Origin of the sequence: Pseudovibrio sp. M1P-2-3 (assembly GCF_031501865.1) — a bacterium.
Classification (GTDB): Bacteria; Pseudomonadota; Alphaproteobacteria; order Rhizobiales; family Stappiaceae; genus Pseudovibrio; species Pseudovibrio corallicola.
The window spans coordinates 4390667-4410000 of sequence record NZ_JARRCW010000001.1 but is presented as its reverse complement, the minus strand read 5'-3'; the positions used below and the strand labels follow the sequence as shown (position 1 = coordinate 4410000).

Annotated in this window: 18 protein-coding genes, 1 tRNA gene and 2 rRNA genes (1 of these 21 cut by a window edge); 14 read left to right on the top strand and 7 right to left on the bottom strand. The window is 49.2% G+C overall.

The genetic code is table 11. The annotated features are described in order from the left end of the window. The 3 genes from P6574_RS19425 to P6574_RS19415 all read left to right on the top strand — a co-directional run. A 23S ribosomal RNA gene (locus P6574_RS19425) occupies nucleotides 1–2188 on the top strand (it extends 543 nt beyond the left edge of the window). Between the two features lie 117 nt (nucleotides 2189–2305). Continuing rightward, nucleotides 2306–2420, top strand: a 5S ribosomal RNA gene (gene rrf, locus P6574_RS19420). Between the two features lie 55 nt (nucleotides 2421–2475). Next, nucleotides 2476–2552: transfer RNA gene (locus P6574_RS19415), tRNA-Met, on the top strand. A 101-nt stretch (nucleotides 2553–2653) separates the two neighbouring features. Here P6574_RS19415 and P6574_RS19410 read toward each other — a convergent pair. Together P6574_RS19410 and P6574_RS19405 are read right to left on the bottom strand one after the other, a co-directional pair. After that, a protein-coding gene (locus P6574_RS19410) for an IS630 family transposase (protein ID WP_310619020.1) occupies nucleotides 2654–3612 on the bottom strand; the annotation gives its coding sequence in 2 pieces (ribosomal slippage) (nucleotides 2654–3268 and nucleotides 3271–3612; 957 coding nt in all). Nucleotides 3613–3805: 193 nt separating this feature from the next. Next, a complete protein-coding gene (locus P6574_RS19405; RefSeq protein ID WP_310621864.1) occupies nucleotides 3806–3937 on the bottom strand; it encodes a hypothetical protein in 132 nt (43 codons plus the stop codon). Between the two features lie 602 nt (nucleotides 3938–4539). On the opposite strand from P6574_RS19405, the gene P6574_RS19400 reads away from it, so the two are divergent. From P6574_RS19400 to P6574_RS19380, 5 genes are read left to right on the top strand one after another with little or no spacing between them, the layout of a single operon-like run. Further along, nucleotides 4540–5199 carry a TetR/AcrR family transcriptional regulator gene (locus P6574_RS19400; RefSeq protein WP_310621863.1) on the top strand — a complete coding sequence of 220 codons (660 nt, stop codon included), beginning with the start codon at nucleotides 4540–4542 and terminating at the stop codon, nucleotides 5197–5199. Between the two features lie 33 nt (nucleotides 5200–5232). Next, on the top strand, nucleotides 5233–5643 hold the full coding sequence (locus P6574_RS19395; RefSeq protein ID WP_310621862.1) for a c-type cytochrome: 411 nt from the start codon (nucleotides 5233–5235) through the stop codon (nucleotides 5641–5643). Continuing rightward, on the top strand, nucleotides 5640–7094 hold the full coding sequence (locus P6574_RS19390; protein ID WP_310621861.1) for a D-arabinono-1,4-lactone oxidase: 1455 nt from the start codon (nucleotides 5640–5642) through the stop codon (nucleotides 7092–7094). Before P6574_RS19395 ends, P6574_RS19390 begins: the two co-directional genes overlap by 4 nt. Next, nucleotides 7075–8331 (top strand): alanine racemase, encoded by a 1257-nt coding sequence (locus P6574_RS19385; protein WP_310621860.1) that lies wholly within the window; start codon nucleotides 7075–7077, stop codon nucleotides 8329–8331. The genes P6574_RS19390 and P6574_RS19385 overlap by 20 nt, the downstream gene beginning before the upstream one ends. A 16-nt stretch (nucleotides 8332–8347) precedes the next feature. Continuing rightward, nucleotides 8348–9526, top strand: coding sequence for a DUF819 family protein (locus tag P6574_RS19380; protein WP_310621859.1), 1179 nt, complete (start codon nucleotides 8348–8350; stop codon nucleotides 9524–9526). 98 nt (nucleotides 9527–9624) lie between these two features. Here P6574_RS19380 and P6574_RS19375 read toward each other — a convergent pair whose 3' ends face one another. Further along, the gene (locus P6574_RS19375) at nucleotides 9625–10092 is read right to left on the bottom strand and encodes a YbaK/EbsC family protein (RefSeq protein ID WP_310621858.1); all 468 of its coding nucleotides are present in this window, start codon (nucleotides 10090–10092) and stop codon (nucleotides 9625–9627) included. A 399-nt stretch (nucleotides 10093–10491) separates the two neighbouring features. Next, nucleotides 10492–11370, bottom strand: a complete 879-nt coding sequence (gene gluQRS, locus P6574_RS19370) for a tRNA glutamyl-Q(34) synthetase GluQRS (RefSeq protein WP_310621857.1) — start codon at nucleotides 11368–11370, stop codon at nucleotides 10492–10494. 86 nt (nucleotides 11371–11456) lie between these two features. On the opposite strand from gluQRS, the gene P6574_RS19365 reads away from it, so the two are divergent. From P6574_RS19365 to P6574_RS19340, 6 genes are all read left to right on the top strand, one after another. Beyond that, nucleotides 11457–12098, top strand: a complete 642-nt coding sequence (locus tag P6574_RS19365) for a DNA-3-methyladenine glycosylase family protein (RefSeq protein WP_310621856.1) — start codon at nucleotides 11457–11459, stop codon at nucleotides 12096–12098. A gap of 7 nt (nucleotides 12099–12105) precedes the next feature. After that, nucleotides 12106–12798, top strand: coding sequence for an alpha/beta hydrolase (locus tag P6574_RS19360; RefSeq protein WP_310621855.1), 693 nt, complete (start codon nucleotides 12106–12108; stop codon nucleotides 12796–12798). 273 nt (nucleotides 12799–13071) lie between these two features. Then, nucleotides 13072–13884 carry a 4-hydroxy-tetrahydrodipicolinate reductase gene (gene dapB / locus P6574_RS19355; RefSeq protein ID WP_310621854.1) on the top strand — a complete coding sequence of 271 codons (813 nt, stop codon included), beginning with the start codon at nucleotides 13072–13074 and terminating at the stop codon, nucleotides 13882–13884. A gap of 23 nt (nucleotides 13885–13907) precedes the next feature. Next, on the top strand, nucleotides 13908–14531 hold the full coding sequence (locus P6574_RS19350) for a 2,3-bisphosphoglycerate-dependent phosphoglycerate mutase (RefSeq protein ID WP_310622201.1): 624 nt from the start codon (nucleotides 13908–13910) through the stop codon (nucleotides 14529–14531). A 221-nt stretch (nucleotides 14532–14752) separates the two neighbouring features. After that, nucleotides 14753–15451, top strand: a complete 699-nt coding sequence (locus P6574_RS19345) for an aspartate/glutamate racemase family protein (RefSeq protein WP_310621853.1) — start codon at nucleotides 14753–14755, stop codon at nucleotides 15449–15451. Nucleotides 15452–16087: 636 nt separating this feature from the next. After that, complete coding sequence (locus P6574_RS19340) at nucleotides 16088–16765, top strand: CPBP family glutamic-type intramembrane protease (protein ID WP_310621852.1); 678 nt, start codon at nucleotides 16088–16090, stop codon at nucleotides 16763–16765. Between the two features lie 67 nt (nucleotides 16766–16832). Here the strand turns inward: P6574_RS19340 and P6574_RS19335 are convergent, their stop codons facing one another. From P6574_RS19335 to P6574_RS19325, 3 genes are all read right to left on the bottom strand, one after another. Then, nucleotides 16833–17837, bottom strand: a complete 1005-nt coding sequence (locus tag P6574_RS19335; RefSeq protein ID WP_310621851.1) for an adenosine kinase — start codon at nucleotides 17835–17837, stop codon at nucleotides 16833–16835. Between the two features lie 99 nt (nucleotides 17838–17936). Next, a complete protein-coding gene (locus P6574_RS19330) occupies nucleotides 17937–18827 on the bottom strand; it encodes a prephenate dehydratase (protein ID WP_310621850.1) in 891 nt (296 codons plus the stop codon). Then, a complete protein-coding gene (locus tag P6574_RS19325; RefSeq protein WP_310621849.1) occupies nucleotides 18820–19128 on the bottom strand; it encodes a hypothetical protein in 309 nt (102 codons plus the stop codon). The genes P6574_RS19330 and P6574_RS19325 overlap by 8 nt, the downstream gene beginning before the upstream one ends. Between the last annotated feature and the right edge of the window lie 206 nt (nucleotides 19129–19334).

Sequence of the window (19334 nt, the reverse complement as noted above, 5' to 3'; positions counted from 1 at the left end):
TATAATGGGTCAGCGACTTAATTTAACGAGCAAGCTTAAGCCGATAGGTGTATGCGTAGCGAAAGCGAGTCTTAATAGGGCGTCTTAGTTCGTTGGATTAGACCCGAAACCGAGTGATCTAGCCATGAGCAGGTTGAAGGTGCGGTAACACGCACTGGAGGACCGAACCCACGAATGTTGAAAAATTCGGGGATGACTTGTGGCTAGGGGTGAAAGGCCAATCAAACTCGGAAATAGCTGGTTCTCCGCGAAATCTATTTAGGTAGAGCGTCCTGTGAATACTCCTGGGGGTAGAGCACTGGATGGGCTATGGGGGCTCACCGCCTTACTGATCCTAACCAAACTCCGAATACCAGGAAGTACTGCAGGGCAGACACACAGTGGGTGCTAACGTCCATTGTGGAGAGGGAAACAACCCTGACCGCCAGTTAAGGTCCCTAAGTTATGGCTAAGTGGGAAAGGATGTGAAGATCCCAAAACAACCAGGATGTTGGCTTAGAAGCAGCCATCATTTAAAGAAAGCGTAACAGCTCACTGGTCTAAATAAGGGTCTTTGCGCCGAAAATGTACCGGGGCTCAAGCCATACACCGAAACTGCGGGCTTGTCTTTGACAAGCGGTAGCGGAGCGTTCTGTAAGCTGATGAAGGGATACTCGCGAGAGATCCTGGAAGTATCAGAAGTGCGAATGCTGACATGAGTAACGATAAAGAGGGTGAGAGACCCTCTCGCCGAAAGTCCAAGGGTTCCTGCGCAACGCTAATCGGCGCAGGGTTAGCCGGCCCCTAAGGCGAGGCCGAAAGGCGTAGTCGATGGGAATGCAGTTAATATTCTGCAGCCAGTGGGTAGTGACGGATGCCGTGTGTTGTATCTCCTTATTGGATTGGAGGTGCAGCGAAGGCGTTCCAGGAAATAGCTCCCACGCTAAGACCGTACCCGAAACCGACACAGGTGGACAGGTAGAGTATACCAAGGCGCTTGAGAGAACTGTGCTGAAGGAACTCGGCAAATTGCTCCCGTAAGTTCGCGAGAAGGGAGCCCTATACGAAGGCAACTTTGTATGGGGGGCACAGAATTGGGGGTTGCGACTGTTTATCAAAAACACAGGGCTCTGCGAAGCCGCAAGGCGACGTATAGGGTCTGACGCCTGCCCGGTGCTGGAAGGTTAAGAGGAGCTGTGCAAGCAGCGAATTGAAGCCCCAGTAAACGGCGGCCGTAACTATAACGGTCCTAAGGTAGCGAAATTCCTTGTCGGGTAAGTTCCGACCTGCACGAATGGCGTAACGACTTCCCCGCTGTCTCCAGCACAGACTCAGTGAAATTGAATTCCCCGTGAAGATGCGGGGTTCCTGCGGTCAGACGGAAAGACCCCGTGCACCTTTACTACAGCTTCACACTGGTATTCGTGATGACATGTGTAGGATAGGTGGTAGACGTTGAAACCCAGGCGCCAGCTTGGGTGGAGTCATCCTTGAAATACCACCCTTGTCCTCATGGATATCTAACCGCGGTACTACAATATCCGGGACCGTGTGTGGCGGGTAGTTTGACTGGGGCGGTCGCCTCCCAAATGGTAACGGAGGCGCGCGAAGGTAGGCTCAGACCGGTCGGAAATCGGTCGTCGAGTGCAATGGCATAAGCCTGCCTGACTGCGAGAGTGACAACTCGAGCAGAGACGAAAGTCGGTCATAGTGATCCGGTGGTCCCTCGTGGAAGGGCCATCGCTCAACGGATAAAAGGTACGCCGGGGATAACAGGCTGATGATGCCCAAGAGTCCATATCGACGGCATTGTTTGGCACCTCGATGTCGGCTCATCGCATCCTGGGGCTGGAGCAGGTCCCAAGGGTTTGGCTGTTCGCCAATTAAAGCGGTACGTGAGCTGGGTTCAGAACGTCGCGAGACAGTTCGGTCCCTATCTGCCGTGGGTGTAGGAAATTTGAGAGGATCTGTCCCTAGTACGAGAGGACCGGGATGGACGAACCTCTGGTGGACCAGTTGTGGCGCCAGCCGCATTGCTGGGTAGCTATGTTCGGAATGGATAACCGCTGAAGGCATCTAAGCGGGAAACCAACCTCAAAACTAGATCTCCCTTGAGAGCCGTGGAAGACCACCACGTTGATAGGAGGCATGTGGAAGAGCAGCAATGCTCGAAGCTGAGCCTTACTAATAGCTCGATCGACTTGATCACTCCCATTAAGCTATACCCAAACATAAAGACTTAAAACAAAGATCCGCCTGACAAGCAAAGCGCATGTCAGACAAGCTGATCGACAAAAAACGACCAATTCCAGTTGCTTTTATCCTGCCCGGTGGCTATGGCGGGGCGCCCCCACCCGATCCCATCCCGAACTCGGCCGTGAAACGCCCCTGCGCCAATGGTACTTTGTCTTAAGACACGGGAGAGTAGGGCGCCGCCGGGCATGATAAAAGCAAACAATCTCTCAAAATGAAACAGAACAACTAATCCAGAATTGACGCGGGGTGGAGCAGCCCGGTAGCTCGTCAGGCTCATAACCTGAAGGTCGTAGGTTCAAATCCTACCCCCGCAACCAAAATTATTCAAAAAGGCCCTGAGCAGAACGCTCAGGGCCTTTTTTGTGCGTCAACACCACCAACGGCATTTATGATTGACCTACTCTATAGTCTTGAGCCTTTATACTGAAACATATCCAGCTGCCTTGAAGTAATTCCAACACTCTTGGGGTGTGAACAGATCGCATATGTCACCCAGAGCCTTTATCAAGGTCTCAAAGGTTCTGGCTTTCATTCTGCGTAGGTGTGCTTTGAGCTTGGAAAACGCCATTTCGATAGGATTGAGATCAGGAGAATAGGGCGGCAGAAAAAGGAACCAACACCCGCTTTGTCTGAGGGCCCTTGCGGCTTCTGGAACTTTGTGTGTGGACAGGTTATCCAGAATGACCACCGTTTTAGGGTGCAAGCATGGAGCCAGTTGTGTCGTGATATAAGTGGTGAATGCCTTGCCATTCATGGCCCCGTCCAGAACCCAGGGCGCAATGAGTCCCTCGTGGGTCAAACCGGCGATAAAGGTCTGGTTCTGCCAGCGTCCAAACGGCGCTGTGTCAAGGGCTCGTTCCCCTTTAAAGGCTCGGCCTCGCAGCCGGGTTAAATTCGTTTTAACACTGGTTTCATCGAGAAACACCAGTCTCTCAGGCAGATCACGCATTATAGGCTGACGGGTGTGGCGCCATTCATCTCTGGCATTTTGTACATGGAGTTTGCCACGCTCGGTTGCCACCAACGATTTTTTTTATAGGTGTAGCCAAGACGGCGCAAAGCCTTGGAGACGGAAGTATGGTGAACCCTCACTCCCTCAGCCATGAAAAGTGCATCACATAACTCCATCAACGTGATATCTCCGTCTTGATTGACCAGCTCGCGCAAGAAGGAGAGGTAGGGCTCCAATTTTCCGCCTCCCTTTGGGCGCCCTGTCCTGACCGGGATTAAACTCTGCCCCTCCCGAACTTTACGGGCCAAGCGAGATCCTGATGCTGGAGAGATCAGCAGGCGGCGTGCTGCTTCACGCCCGCTCATCCCGGATAAAATGAGCCTTTTAAAGCGAAGGCGTAAATCAAGTGAAAGTGGCCGGCCCATGTGATCTCCTCCCTAAAAGGAGTGAATCACAAATCAACCTGATTGGGAATCCCCAATCGATTCAGCGTTGCGCCTCATTGCTTTAGCCCAGTTTCTGCAGCCGATTGATGTGATGGTGTGGGGTTATTGAACAAGCTTGTCCCAAGCGTTACAGGCAGCGTCGACGATTTCCTGATAGTTTTCAAAGGTTCGATTAGAAAGCCAGTTTCGCTGTGGTATGCCAACTCGCCGGATCCATCTGGACCACCGCGTGTGCCCTTTTGGCGATGTTTAGGTTGATCTCTTCCAGATGTAACTGCATGGCATTTGTATTTACTTTGGGCAAAACAAGGTCTGCCCCTTTGCCGAGACGGGCCAGATGGCCCCGAACACATAGGTTGATTGATAGCGTCCATCGCTGGGATCCCGTGGTCTCGCTCCTTTTTTTGCGTACCTTTCAAGTGAGGCGGAGCGGTGTTTCCCTCCCTTGACTGGGCTTTACAGCGTTGCTTTTGGCGCCAGATCCAGGTCCAATGTGTAGTTGTAGAACGAGCAACCATAAGCCTGCGTCCCGCTGCACTTGCTGACATTCCTGTGTCCAGAAGAGTTACAAGTCGTTTCCGTAAGCCTCGTGAATATGATTTCTCCATTTATACCGACCTCCCTAAACGGCAGGCGGATTGAGTCAGAAAACAACCATAAAGGGAATCCTATGACTTTAAGTGAAGCAAGGTGACTCCAGTATGAGCCTGCTGGCATCTGTCCTTAATACGGCGATTGTAGGAGCGAAATTCAAATTATCTAGGGTTATATAAACAGAAATAAATTCAGAATAATATTCTTTTAAATTGGCAAAGGTTATGCCGTGCAGTAGGATCTACGTATTACTAGTTAGAATCGGGATGTCGCTGCATCAGTTTTTGTATGTGGTGGGTGGAACGAGGTGGTATGAAGCATACACCTATTGAGCACCTGCAGGCACTTGCAGGGAATAAGTTGAAAACCAGATCGACGCCTAAGCAGGCGCGAGCTTTGGCTCGCCTACAAGGAATTCTGGTGTCTACAGCGCAAGTTTTGGAGCAGCATGCACCTGCTGATCTTTCCACGTCGCTGATTGCAGAGCATGCAAAGATTCCCGTCAGTTCCATATACAGGTATTTTCCGACACTTGAGGAGTTACTGGACGAGCTGTACGAGCAGTCTACAGAGCAGCTCCATGCACGGCTTATGGATTCAATGTCCGGCTGGAACTCGGAGGCGAGTTGGAAGGACAATTTGCTTCGCACTCTGGATATTATTCGCGAGTTCCTCAATTCGAGGCCGTTTTATCGTGCTTTGCATCTTTTGATTATGGCTCAGCGGGGACCTCAAACGGTGCACGAAGAGAGGCATGTTGCATTTATTCAGTTTCTTACCGATCGTTGGGAAAATGGGCTGGACGGTTTCTCTGGGGGGGATCCAGAAGTGGTGGCCCGCATTTGCGTGCAAATGGCTTTGACCTTGGAGGATTTGGTCGCCCGCCAGACAGATTCTGGTAAGGAAGCTATTTATTTCAACGAGTTAAATAGGGCAATTGAGCAATATCTGGGGCATTATTTGAAACCCTAGTTGAAGAGTTCATGGAGTTTGGGGGAGGGAAAAATGTTAGGGAGAGTGTCGGCTGTAGTGACAATACTGCTTCTCATTGGTGCCGGTGTTGGGGGTGCTGCGTATTGGGGAACAGGTGGAGGCGCAGTTCGCCAAGTGAATGCTATGCCAACTCCCCTTGATATTTCCAGAGCCCAGATACTCAGGCCGGCAGATGCCGCACTGTCCCAGATTTACGGGCGTTCGTGCATGCTTTGTCACGCGCAGGTTGATAGTCAAGCTCCTTTGACAGGTCATGAAGCTGGGTGGGTTTCACGATTTTCTGAAAGGGGTGAAGAGGGGCTTTTACAATCTGCTAGAGACGGGTTTGGAAATATGCCTGCAATGGGCCTGTGCACGGATTGTACAGATGATCAGTATGTTGCTTTGATTGAGTTTATGGCTGGCCGGGGGGACCACAAATGACAGTTTCACGCAGAACTCTTTTGAAAATGGGTGTGGGGGCCGGTGCGCTGTTGTCTGTTCCAGTTGGAATGCAGGCGCACTGGAGCAGCAAGGACTTTACCCGAGAAGATTACTCCTCCTCAAGGCCTGAGGCTCCTGAGGGGCGCAGGGTCTGGCAGAACTGGTCGGGGCGGTTTTCGGCAACCCCGAAGGAAATCTATTCAGCTCCTTCAGAGGAGCAGCTGGCTGAGAAAATTGCCAGTTGGAATGGCCGGATTCGTCCAATGGGAAGCGGGCACTCGTTTATCGACTTGGTGCCCACTCAGGATATGATGATTGATGTTGGGCGGTTGTCAGGACTTCGCAGTGTTGACAAGGAAAACAAGAGGATAACCTTTGGGGCGGGCACACGCTTGCGGCAGGCAGCGATGCTGGCGGCCGAGCATGGTCTGGGCTTTCCCAACCTTCCCGATGTTGATGTGCAAACTTTGGCGGGCTCGTTCAGTACTGCAACTCACGGGACAGGGCGGGACCTGGCGGCCCTTCATGATACCGTGAAGAGCTTCAGGATTATTACGCCAAGTGGTGAAATTCTGGATGCCTCCAAAGACAAGAACCCGGAGCTTTTTGAAGGGGGAAAAGTCTCTCTTGGATCTCTAGGTGTCATCACGCACTACACATTGCAGCTGGTAGATAACTACGCTTTAACACGTAAAATATACTTCCTGCCAACTCCGGAAGTTATTGAGCGGATCTATGATCTTTCGTACAGTCACCGGAATTTTGAGTTCTATGCTATTCCCAATTCCGGCTATTCTGCCTTGATTACCCATGATCTTCATGAGGGGGAACTTCTGGGCCGCCCACCAAGTCAGGATGAGGATTTTGTTCTCACGCTCAAGCAACTACGGGATATTCTGGGGTGGTGGCCGTGGTTAAGGAAGACGGCATTTAAAGCTTATGTGGACTCTCTTGTACCGGAAAGCGGTCTTGCAGAAGTGGCGACCGACGAGTATTGGAAACTGCTTTCTACTGCGCGCGTTACGAAAATGAACGAGATGGAATACCATGTGCCTGCTGCAAACGCGCAGAAGGCAGTTCGTGATGTTGTTGCTGCCATGGATAGCAGCCGCGAGAACTTCTACCCGATTGAAGTCCGGTTCACTGGCCGTGATGATGCCTGGCTCAGCCCGTTTAATGATAGCGTCAGATGTTCCATTGCTGTTCACACGCTCCATAGTGAGAGCTACGCTCCCCTTTATGATGTGGTTGAGCCAATTGTTCGCAAGTATGATGGTCGCCCACACTGGGGCAAACTGCATTCGTTAGGAGTGAACGAACTGAGCGAACTCTATCCGAAGTTTTCGCAGTTCCAAGAGCTTAGACGAGAGTTTGACCCTACGGGAAAATTTTTGAACAAACGGGTAGCCAGAATCTTTGGAGCGGACGAAAATGGCCTTGTTGAGACCTGAAGAACGCCTAGTTTCAGGTTTCAAGGGAATGGAAAAGTCTGATGATGACTATTTCCGGCAGGTCAGTGCGTCGTTGAAGGCGGCGCAGGTTTGTCAGCCCACCTTGATAATCGACAGAAAGCGCCTTGATCATAATATTGAGGCGGTCAAGGCAGTGCTCAGTCGTGGTTTAAACCTGCGTATCGTCGTAAAGTCTTTACCGTCCTCGCCTCTCCTGTCTTACTTGATGGAAAAGACAGGAACAGAGCGGTTGATGTGTTTTCACATACCGTTTGTTTTGGAGGTGGCCAGACTTTTTCCTTTCAGTAGTATTTTGTTGGGCAAGCCTATGCCAGTGGAAGCAGTGAACTGGTTTTATGGGCAGCTTAAAAAACATGGGAGCGGCTTTTCTCCGGAAACGAACCTCCAGTGGCTCATCGATAGCTTTGAGCGCCTTGAAGAATATGAGGCGCTGGCAGAGGCGCTCGGTGTTACCATGCAGGTTAATCTCGAGATTAACGTGGGCTTGGAACGTGGCGGGTTTTGTACTTCCCGCTTTGAGGAGTTCCACAAAGCCCTAAGCTTTATCAAGTCCTCGCCGCATCTTCGGCTCTCAGGCCTCATGGGCTATGAAGTGTTCATTGTCCATCTGCCATCCATAATCTGTACTAAGGAAGCGGCTTTTGCAGCGGCGAGAGCGAAGTATCAGGTATTTCGCTCTCATGTGGAGGAAATGTATGCGCCGGATGAAGTGGCTCAGATGACCTTCAACACAGGTGGCAGCAACACCTACTCTCTTTATGAAGATGCCGTGCCCGCCAATGAGATATCGCTGGCCTCGGCTTTTGTGCAGCCAGAAGATTTTGACCGCAATACTCTTGCTCACCATAAACCAGCGGCTTTTATTGCTGCGCCCATTTTGAAGGTGATGAACAAGCCCAAACTCCCCATGGTGCCCAAACTCTCGGCGCTCATGCGTATTGTTGGTCGCTTACCGCAAAAGTCCTGTTTTATTTATGGGGGGAACTGGTTGGCAACCCCCTGTTTCCCAAAGGGTATCAGCCGTTCAAAAGCCTTCGGGCATTCCAGTAATCAGGAAATGTATGACCTGCCTGCAAACAGCGGAGTGAAGGTGAATGATTTTCTGTTTTTCCGCCCAGCCCAAAGTGAAGCTGTATTTTTGCAATTTGGTGACATCGCCGTGTTCGATGGCAGTGAAATAACGGAGTACTGGCCAGTGCTTCGGCAAAATCATTAGTACGAGAGGCGTTATCATGCTGTTTATTTTATTGCTGCTTATACTTCCCGCCCTGATTATTATACTGGCACAAAAGGTTCCTATTTTAGACCGTATCGGGGTGGTTCCACTCACATTTGCACTGGGTTTTGTAATTGCTGCGCTGGTTGAACCAAGCTCATTGGGCGATGAGCAAAGCCTGATGAATATGCGTACAAGCCTTGCCGAAGTAAGTGTCGCTCTTGCCTTGCCTTTGATCTTATTTGCCTCCAATTTGCGTAGAGCATTCAGCGAAGCTGGCGGCGCTCTTCTTGCAATGGCGACAGCAGCTCTCTCTGTGGCTTTGGTCAGCTTTGTCGGCGTTCTTTTTTTCTCGGGTCAAATCGACCAGATCTGGCAGGTCTCGGGCATGGCTGTTGGTGCTTATACCGGCAGCGGTGTGAATATGGGGGCCATCAAGACTGCGATAAATGGAAATGAAGAAGTCTTCCTGACGATGGTGACCTATGATTTCATTTTTTCGGCGATTTATATGCTCGTTATCCTCTTTTTTGGCCAGCGGATAGCAGGGTTGATTTTAAAGCCCTATGAGCCCAAAGGATCCCATGGCGAGGAAGGACTTTCCGGTATGGAGCATATGGCAGATGAGACTGCCCATGGATACAAGCTGTTGCTTAAGCTTGCGATGTTACCCGAAACGTTTCTCTCCCTTGCATGCACCGCGCTTGTAGTGGCAGCTTCAGTGGCAATTTCAAAAATGTTTCCAGAAAGCCTGTCTTCAATAGTCACCATTCTTGCTATTTCCACGCTCGGCATTGCAGGTTCCATGGTTCCGCAGCTGCATAAGATCAAGACAAGTTTTCATCTGGGTATGTACTTAATTCTGGTCTTCTGCCTCACCACGGCTACTATGCTGGACTGGTCTGTTTTCACCAATATAAACTGGTCGCTGGGAGGATATTTTGCGCTCATTCTGATTGGATCCATGTTCCTTCAGGCTTTCCTGTGCTGGCTGTTTAAGGTGGACCGGGATACCTACCTGATTGCCTCGGGAGCATCCATTATGTCAGTGCCGTTTATTCCGTTAATCGCAGGAGCTTTAAAGAACCGGGAACTTCTCATCCCGGGAATTGCCATTGCGGTGCTGGGTTATGCTTTTGGAAACTATCTGGGTGTTTTGGTGGCAACTGCCAGCCGTTCGATTGTTGGCGGGTAGGTGCGAAGATTTGCGCTAGCGGGTACAGAGCGCCATGGGATGAAATGGCGCACTGAATGGCTTTAAAGTTTCCCCGTATCTATGAAATACTCTGCAGTTCAAGCGGCTTGGAACATTTGAGCTTGGGTTGCCTTTTGTAATAGTGTGGGTGAAATGTTGAATACAGCATTTGGAGCACCCGCTGCTGCCCAAACACTTTCGTATTGCATGAGGTGGCGGTCCATCCAGATCACAGGTTGCTTCAGGTGGCCGATCGGTGCAACGCCGCCAATTGAAAAGCCGGTTTGCTCACGAACCTTTTTCGGATTGGCGCGGATCAGACTTTCCCCAAATATACTTTGAACTTCGGTGAGGTTCACAGTATGAGCACCGCTCACCAGAAGCAGCTTTAACTCCTCCGTTTCAATTCCTTCGAATATTAGGGATTTAACAATTTGGCCAACCTCGCACTTGCATGCGTTGGCTGCATCTTCCGCAGTGCGGGTTGTGGTGGGCATAAGCTGAACATTGATATTTAAGCCCAGTTCCTGAGCAGCATGTTTAACTCGCTCTGTACTTTTTGACATAACCTTAACCCTGAAATTTTTGAAAAAATAAATTAGGCCGATCTTTAATATAGTGAACGAATACAAACCTGCGACAAGACTGCGGACTAAAATAACACTAAAAATGGAGAGGAGACGGTATTTTATCTCCTGTATTGATGTTTGGTCGGAACTCCCAGCTTTAGAGCAAGGTGTTTAGTTCAGCAGTCATAAGGTACAATCGATAGTTTGTGGTCTGGGTACCGGATCGGCGCTTCACTTGTCTGGCATGACTCAAGGAGTTTACCAGACCTTGCCACAGATTCCGCCGTTATTCTGCCAATGAGCTGGGATTCAAACATACCGATTAGTATTAGGTCCAGCCTCTATTCTGGGACTTTCTATCTTGCTTTGGCTAAGCTTTTTGAAGGTTGCCCGATTTTAACAGAGCCCTAACTGTTCGCGGATTTGCGTGGGAGTGACGCCTTGTGCACGTAGTTCTCTGAGAGATAGGGAACGTTGTGATTTTGAGAGTTTGTAACCCTCGCTGTCTTTGATGAGTTTATGGTGGTGATAGACCGGATCGGGCAAGCCCAAGAGGTTTTGAAGAATGCGGTGAACGCTCGTGGCATGGAAAAGGTCTGCGCCGCGAACGACATGGGTTACACCTTGAAGGGCATCGTCCACGACAACTGACAGGTGGTAGCTGGTTGGGGTGTCCTTGCGAGCCAGCACCACATCCCCCCAAAACTCTGGGTGGGCGGTCAGAGCGCCTGTTTCACCTTGCGGGCCTTTGCCTTGTTCGTTCCACTGTAGAGGGCCTCCAAGCATTCTAATAGCCGTGTCCATGTGTAAGCGCCGCGTGCAGGGTGCGTCCTCGCGTTGATATCTGGCCCGTGCTGCTTCGTCCAGCACCACAGATTCCTCCGGGTAAAGGGGCGCGCCATCCGGATCGCGGGGCCAACTGCGACCAGTTTGTTCAAAGGTGGATATGAAGGCTTTAAGCTGCGCTCTGGTGAGATAGGCACGGTAAACAAGCCCTATTCCCTCCAGCTGTTCAATGGCATCATGGTAAGCATCAAAGTGCTCTGACTGTTTACGGGGAGGCTGGTCCCACTCCAGACCAAGCCATTCCAGATCCTCCAGCATGTGCTGTTGTAGCTGGGGTGTGCAGCGGGCTTGATCGATGTCTTCTATGCGCAGGAGGAACTTTCCGCCGGTTTCCTGTGCCATCTTGAAATTGAGCAGAGCCGAATAGGCATGCCCCAAATGGAGATAGCCATTGGGAGAGGGAGCAAATCGAAAAACAGTTGAAGACATGAAACAAAATACTTCCCGCAAAACCATAGACGGAACCGTTGCTAAGATACATAAAAGAGAAAGGCAATTGGCAGGAGTGGAACTTTTTGAGTACGATTGAAGCCTTAGAGCGCACCCTTTCGGATTTACAAAGCCTGATCCAGTTGGATGAGCGTCTGGCGGCAGTCTATGAAGTGGCAGGAAATGTGCCCGATAGATCTCAACCGGCCACCTTTGAAGGCTTGAGCCATATTATTGTGGGGCAACTATTGTCTGTGGCAGCTGCAAATTCCATTTGGCGGCGTTTGCAAAACGTGGTTGTGCCTTTTGAACCGGACATTTTCCTAGCTAAATCAGATGAAGAGCTCTTGGGAGCAGGGCTGTCCAGAGCCAAATTGAATACTCTATCTGGACTTGCCCGCGAACTTCAGGATGGCTTGGATCTGGGGGCGTTGAAGGAACTGTCCGTGGAAGAAGCCCACAAACGCCTTTGTGAAATAAAGGGAATTGGGCCTTGGACTGCAGATATATTTCTACTTTTTTGCGCGGGGCACCCAGATATCTTCCCTAGCGGGGATGTAGCGCTGCAAAACGCTGTACAGGATGCGTTTGGCCTTGATGAACGCCCTTCGGCCAAACAGTTGGGTGGTATTGCACAAAAATGGTCACCCCATAGAGGAGTGGCTGCAAGACTACTCTGGTCCTATTATAAGGCCCGAAAAGATGGGCGTGAAACCATGCCAGTGTGAGGCGAAGATGCCCAAGACAGTAGATGACAAAGGAATTCGATTTACTCCCACAGATGAAGCTGTGGAGCATTTGATAATTATACTTCATGGCTACGGAGCCACAGCGGAAGACTTTGCGTCTTTGGCGCTCTTCTTATTTGATAATCTGGAACACACTGCAGTGGTTTGTCTCAATGCGCCGGAAGTAAGTGAAAACAACCCGGAAGGGCGGCAGTGGTTTCGTGTTTGTGAGTACATCGAGGAAGCCATATGGAAAGATGTTCAGGCTGCACGTGGTTATGTGGACCGCATGATAGATGAAGAGCTGAGCAGGTACGGTCTTGAAAATCATGATCTGGTTCTCGCCGGTTTCTCTCAGGGCGCAATTGTTTCATTGCATAATGCCATACGTCGGCCTAGCCCATGTCGTGGAGTTATGGCGTTTGCTGGGGCGATGACGAAGTATGAAACGCCGCAGGGAACCGGTATAAATAAATGCCCTGTTTTGCTGGTTCATGGAGAGGATGATGATGTTTTACCCTCTCACTACTGTCAGTCAACCTCGACCCTATTGGAACAGGCAGACTTTGATGTTGAGTGTCATATTCTTAAGGGACTTGATCACGCTATAGACCTACGCGGTGAGCAACTGGCTCTATCGTTTTGCCGGAGGCTAAATCTTGGTGCGCCAGAGAGGCCTGTTTCTAACAAAAGGAAGTAGAAAACCAAATTACTGGAATAGCCTAGCAGCATAATCGCAGGTGAAACAAATGAACAATGGGCTAGAGGTGAGTAGGTCGCTTAGGCCCAATGCCCATCTATATGGGATATGCTCATCTAGAAAGGCTATGCCTCAACAGAGGAAGCCAGCTGTGACGTTAAGGGTGCCTATCAACCGGTGTTAGAGAAAGTTGTCCAATTGCCCCTGTGTCTGTGTCCTGTTATACCGTGGCACAACGAATAATTTCAGTCTCTTAATGTGTGGTGATCGAGAATGAGTGAAATGCGTCTTGTTGTGGTTGGGGCAGGTGGCAGAATGGGCCGCGCGCTCATTCAGGCGGTTACCGAGGCAGAGGGTACCGTTCTGTCTGCAGCGATTGAACGTCCGGAGTCTCCCTATATCGGGCAGGATGCAGGTGAACTCTCCGGATGTGGTAATCTGGGCGTACCGATTTCTTCTGACCTTGATGATGCACTTGCAAACAGTGACGGCATTCTGGATTTCACGGCACCAAAAGCTACTTTGGCTTTTTCAAAACAAGCGGCTGCGCGTGGTCTCGTTCATATTATCGGAACAACCGGTATGAGTGGTACTGAGGAAGAGAAGCTTCAATCCGTTAGTAAGGGCACAAAGACTGTAAAGTCGGGCAATATGAGCCTTGGGGTCAACCTGTTGGCTGCATTGGTTCGCAAAGCCGCTGCTGCGCTTGATGATGATTTTGATATTGAAGTTCTGGAGATGCACCACAAGCATAAGGTGGATGCACCGTCCGGTACCGCTTTGCTGCTGGGGGAAGCGGCGGCTGAAGGTCGTGGTATCAACCTTGAAGAACATTCGGTTCGTACACGAGATGGCCAAACAGGAGCCCGCCCCAAAGGGGATATCGGTTTTGCCACATTGCGTGGAGGCTCCGTTATTGGCGAGCACACAGTCATGTTTGCAGGGGAAGGGGAGCGTATCGACCTTTCCCATATTTCTAATGACAGACAGATTTACGCCCGCGGCGCGGTGAAAGCGGCTCTTTGGGCCCGCAAGCAGCTCGCAGGCTTTTATAGCATGGCCGATGTTCTCGGTCTTTCACAGTAGAACTCCAACCTCCCAAGGAGAGAATAATGGAACGTCTTTTGGTTCTGGTCCGCCACGGACAAAGTGAATGGAACCTGAAAAACCTGTTCACCGGCTGGAAAGATCCAGATTTGACAGAACAGGGAGTTTCAGAAGCCATTGCAGCGGGTAAACAGCTGAAAGAGCTTGGACTGGAGTTTGACCTTGCTTATACTTCCGTTCTTACCCGTGCCCAGCACACTTTGAAACTGATCCTCGAGCAGCTTGGTACAGAAGACTTGCCAACAACCCGCGATCAAGCCTTGAACGAGCGTGATTACGGTGACATCACCGGCATGAACAAGGATGAAGCCCGCAAAGAGTTTGGAGAAGAGCAGGTTCACATCTGGCGTCGTTCGTTTGATGTACCTCCTCCCGGTGGTGAAAGCCTCAAAATGACAGCCGAGCGCACAATTCCTTACTTCAAGGAAAACATTCTGCCAAAGGTTGTTGAAGGCCAACGCGTTATTGTTGCCGCTCATGGCAACTCCCTGCGCTCCTTGATCATGGAGTTGGAAGAGCTGACTCCGGAACAGATCCTGAAACGTGAACTGGGAACCGGTAAGCCGGTTATCTACCGTCTGGATGAAAACGGTAAAGTTCTGTCAGTAAAAGACCTTGCTGACTAGAGCAGAATAAATGGAATAAAAAAAAGCGACCTCAGGGTCGCTTTTCTTTTTGGTGCGTGCATAGTGTCTTTCTCAAATAATTGGGCTTTGGAGCGCGTTCCGTTTGATTGAGTTCAATCAAACGACAAGAATTCGCTCAATATAAACAAGTTAGAGTACACAGCGTGAATGCGAATGAACGCGATGTGCTCTAATCTCTCAAGCTGAGGAAAGTACTTCTCGTGAAGACAATTGGTATCCTTGGCGGTATGTCTGCCGCATCAACACAGATCTATTATCGGTTGCTTTGCCAATTGACACAGGAGCATCTGGGTGGGCTTCATTCTCCAGAACTTCTCATCCGTTCGCTGGATTTTGACAGAATTGAAAAGCTGCAAGCAGCTGACCACTGGTGGGAGGCAGGAGAAATCCTGAACAGGGAAGCTCTTGCCTTGGAAAGAGGCGGGGCAGATTTCATTATTTTGGCCACCAATACAATGCACAAGCTGTCCGGTCAGATGATGAATGGCCTATCCATTCCCTTTATTCATATTGCAGAGGCAACGGCGCACTCCATTACGGAAGCGGGTTTGGTGGCACCGGGGTTGATGGCAACTGCTTTTACGATGGAGCAAGACTTCTACACGGGGAAGCTTGTGGAGGCAGGGCTGACACCGATTATTCCAGAAGAAGCCGACAGGCAGAATACACACAGAATTATATATGAAGAACTGTGCAAGGGGATCACTGCCAAGGATAGCGAGGCTGAATATATAGCGATAGCCGAGCGTTTGGTGAACAGGGGGGCTGACTGTCTCATTCTGGGCTGTACAGAAGTGGGTATGCTAATAAGCGAGGCCAATGTCTCTGTCCCCGTATTCGATACAACGCAGATACATTGTGCTGCAGCCCTGCAGTATGCACTGGAAACAAAAATGTGATTGCAAGCAGTGACCTCAAGTGATCTTGGTCTCATCTGGAGTGAGCTGCGTTTGAGTTGATCCTGTCAAATGATAAGAAATAAGTGTGTTGCGTGTGTTTAATTAATAGCAACCCGCTCTAATTGCTTCGTTAACTCTCTTCAGGATTCTATTTCATGACTTATGGTTATTTTGATAACGATTTTGTGAATAAATATTTAGCCTGGATATATGAATGTGATCTGATGGTTTGTAATAACAAGTAATTACGTATAGTTAAGTTGATATATTCTTGTATTTATTAATGGTATTTGTTTAGTATTTTATTAGATGTACTGATGTTTATATATATTTTTTGGTATATGTATGGTTTTTAATGAAGTAAATTTAATTTTATCTATTTTGATTGTTGTATAGACGTCTTGAGTGGAAATTTTCCAGTATTACTGTATTATTATAGTATTACTGGATTAAGAAAGGAGTTGATACGAGTATTAGATTGAGAATGGAAGTGCCAGCCTTTGACCACCTGATTAGTATCTTAAAAGAAAAAGAAAAATGAAGAGCGAAACACTTAAATCGATAACCCAAGTCAAAAAAGCCTCTGTCTATTCATGGAACTCAGAGCCAACGTTTATGGCGCCTGAAATTAAGTCTATGGCAAAGCTTGTGATTACTGTTGTGATTTTTCTATCGCTCCTTATTATTTGGAATCAGGTGAGATGGAGGCTGTTGGAGGTGAATCCAAACTTAAGCCTGCTCGTTAGTACTTTCAATTTCGTCATCATAATGTCCCTGTCGTGTGCAACCTATTACTCCATTTCGAAACTCCCGATAACTTGGGAACGCTTTGGATTTAAAAAGAGTAAAATTGGGAGTCAGCTGATTTGGGGGGTAATTATTACCATTCCGATTTTGGTTCTCATGTTAATTTTGAGGGTGTTTATGTACCCCAATGAGAACCCTTTTGGAATTTATCTGCTTAGTAAAGGTAACTTCAACTTTGTTGATGATGTCCTCAATATCGGTCTATATCTTCTGATCTTAAGCCCATTGCAGGTTTTTATCACCCGTTGCTGTTATCAGACCACGATTACTGAGGTACTTGGGCCTAATGATCGTAAAGTACAAGCATTGGCAATTTTAACAGTTGCCATCGGTTTTGCGGCGTTTCACGTGCCCTATGGGCTTTCTCTGGCGGCGGGTGCCTTTGCAACTGCAGTGTACTGGGGGATATTCTTCGAGCGGCACCGGTCATTTTTGGAACTGTGCACAAGTCATGCACTTTCCGGCATAGCACTATTTCAGTGGTTTGGACTGCTCCGAACGCTCTAACTTCTTCTTACTTACTGTCAATGCGTATACTAATCCGAAAATTAGTATACGCTTTTCTCATTTATACCTACAGCTCAAAACCTGATTGGAGCGCTACGTTTTTGAGCTGTTTTTCTGGTCTTGCTCCAACATGTGTGATGACCTCGGAAGCACAGATGCAGCCAAGGTCAGCACACTCTGCAAGGCTTAGTTTACGGGCAAGACCCAGCATGAAGCCGGAGGCAAAAAGATCACCAGCACCTGTCAGATCCACCACGTTAACACCTTCTGAAGCTGGAACATGGACGATTTCTTCTTTGGAAATCGCCATGGCGCCTTCTGCGCCTAATGTTAAAGCGGTGAGCGGGCAATCACGTTTGGCTGCGGCAATGGCTGTTTTCAAATCTGCGGTTTGGTAGAGCGCTTTCAATTCATGCTCATTTGCAAAGATCAGGTCAACGATTCCCTCTTTAATGAGGCCATTGAACTCATCGTGAAAGCGGTCTACGCAAAAGCTATCGGAGAGGGACAAGGATACCAAGCGCCCTTCGGAATGGGCAATCTCTGAGGCCTTAATAAATGCTTTCTTTGCCATTTCGGGGTCCCACAGATAACCTTCCATGTAAGTTATTGCGGAAGCCTTCACTATCTCAGGGTCAATATCTGCCGGTGATAGCTTTGTGGCAGCTCCCAGGTAGGTGTTCATGGTACGCTCACCATCGGGTGTGATGAGGATCATGGAGCGGCCAGAGGCCATTTCCCCTTCAGCCAAAGGAGGCGTGTTGAAATAAACGCCTGTTCCGCTCATGTCGTGGGCATAGTTGCTGCCCACTTCGTCATTTGAGACCTTGCCGATGTAGGCAGGTTTGCCACCCAGTGAGGCGATGCCAGCTGCAGTATTGCCTGCGCTACCACCTGAGATGCGGATGGTTTGTCCCATGAGATCGTAAAGACGCAAGGCTTCGTTTGTGTCTACCAAACGCATTGAGCCCTTATGCAGGTTCTGGGTAACCAGAAAGTCATCCTGAATATGGGAGAACACATCTGTAATAGCATTTCCGATACACAGGGCATCAAATTGGATCTCGGACATATATCCACCTCATAGCTGGAGCCCGCGTTCACAGGTTCCAGCGCGTGTCGTCATAGGACAGCTTCAACGAGAAATAGTAGGGCCCGCTGTGGCTATCAGTTAAGAGTTCGGGTTCGGTCTCAAGGCGCGGTTAGCCTCCGGTTCCGATATTTTTTCGCGGAACGGGCTGGCATTGTAAACACCTAGAATTTTCAACTCTGCTGAATAGAAGTTTAGCTCTTCAAGAGCAAGGGCAACATTGGGGTCATCTGGGTGCCCTTCCACATCAGCATAGAACATGGAGGCAAAAAACTGTCCTTCCAGCTGATAGGATTCCAGTTTTGTCATATTTACGCTGTTGGTGGCGAAGCCTCCAAGACTCTTATAAAGGGCGGCGGAAACGTTTCGCACCCTGAAGATGAAAGTGGTGATTGTCTGCTGGCCCGTACGAACGGTTCTCCTGTCATCGCGGGAAAGAATGACAAAGCGCGTAGTATTGTGGCTCTCATCCTCAACGTCTCGCGCAATGATTTCCAGATCGTAAACATTTGCCGCCAGCTCAGGGGCGAGTGCACCCCAGTTCGGATCGCCTTTTTCTGCTATCTGGCGGGCGGAGCCTGCAGTGTCTGCGCCAACAACGGCTGTTATTTTGTTTTCACGAATAATATTGCGGCATTGGCCCAGCCCCATGACATGGCTCTGCACATGGGTGAGGTTCTTCAGTTTTGCCCCTTTTAGTCCCATGAGCTGAAAACGGATTGGCATGAAATATTCGCCAATAATGTGAAGGCTGGATTTAGGTAGGAGATGGTGAATATCTGCAACGCGGCCTGCCACCGAGTTTTCAATGGGAATCATGGCAAGGTCGGCTTGGCCTTCCTCCACTGCATGGAAACAGTCTTCAAATGTAGCGCAGGGAATTGCATCAAAGTCAGGGTAGACACTGTTGCATGCCATATGGGAGTTCGCACCAATTTCGCCCTGAAAGACGATTTTCCGTTGCTCAGACATTTAATAATCCAGTAGAGTTAAGTGTTTCGATAATTATTTTTAGTGGGTTCCAAGATCTTTGAGAAGCAGCTTGGCGCAGAATACGCGCTTTGGAAAAGGATTTTTTCTCAGTAATGATGGAAGTTGGAGGAAGTCCTTGAGGTCCTCGTGAGGTACGGCGCACTGCTAAATTTATGGAAAGCCTATAATGCACTTTAGCCACATGTGGCAAATCAGCGCATTTGCTGAGCTTTCCACAGTCGCCTAGAGTTGAGTTTTCTGCATTTTTTACATGCAGCTTTTGGGAGGAAGTGCTTGTCATAGTCTTTCCATATCACTGGAAACGCGCTGGTTTTTCTAAATTAAGCAGAAAATACTCCCTGTTGCTTTTTTGTTTTTACCACCAGAACGGAACACACAAAAAGAATGGGGATGCGGTGACCTACAGAAAATCACCCAGAATCCTATGGACAAAATGTGAGGCTTCCCTGTAGTTTCGCCAAAAATCTGAACTTGCCAGCTTTGGTC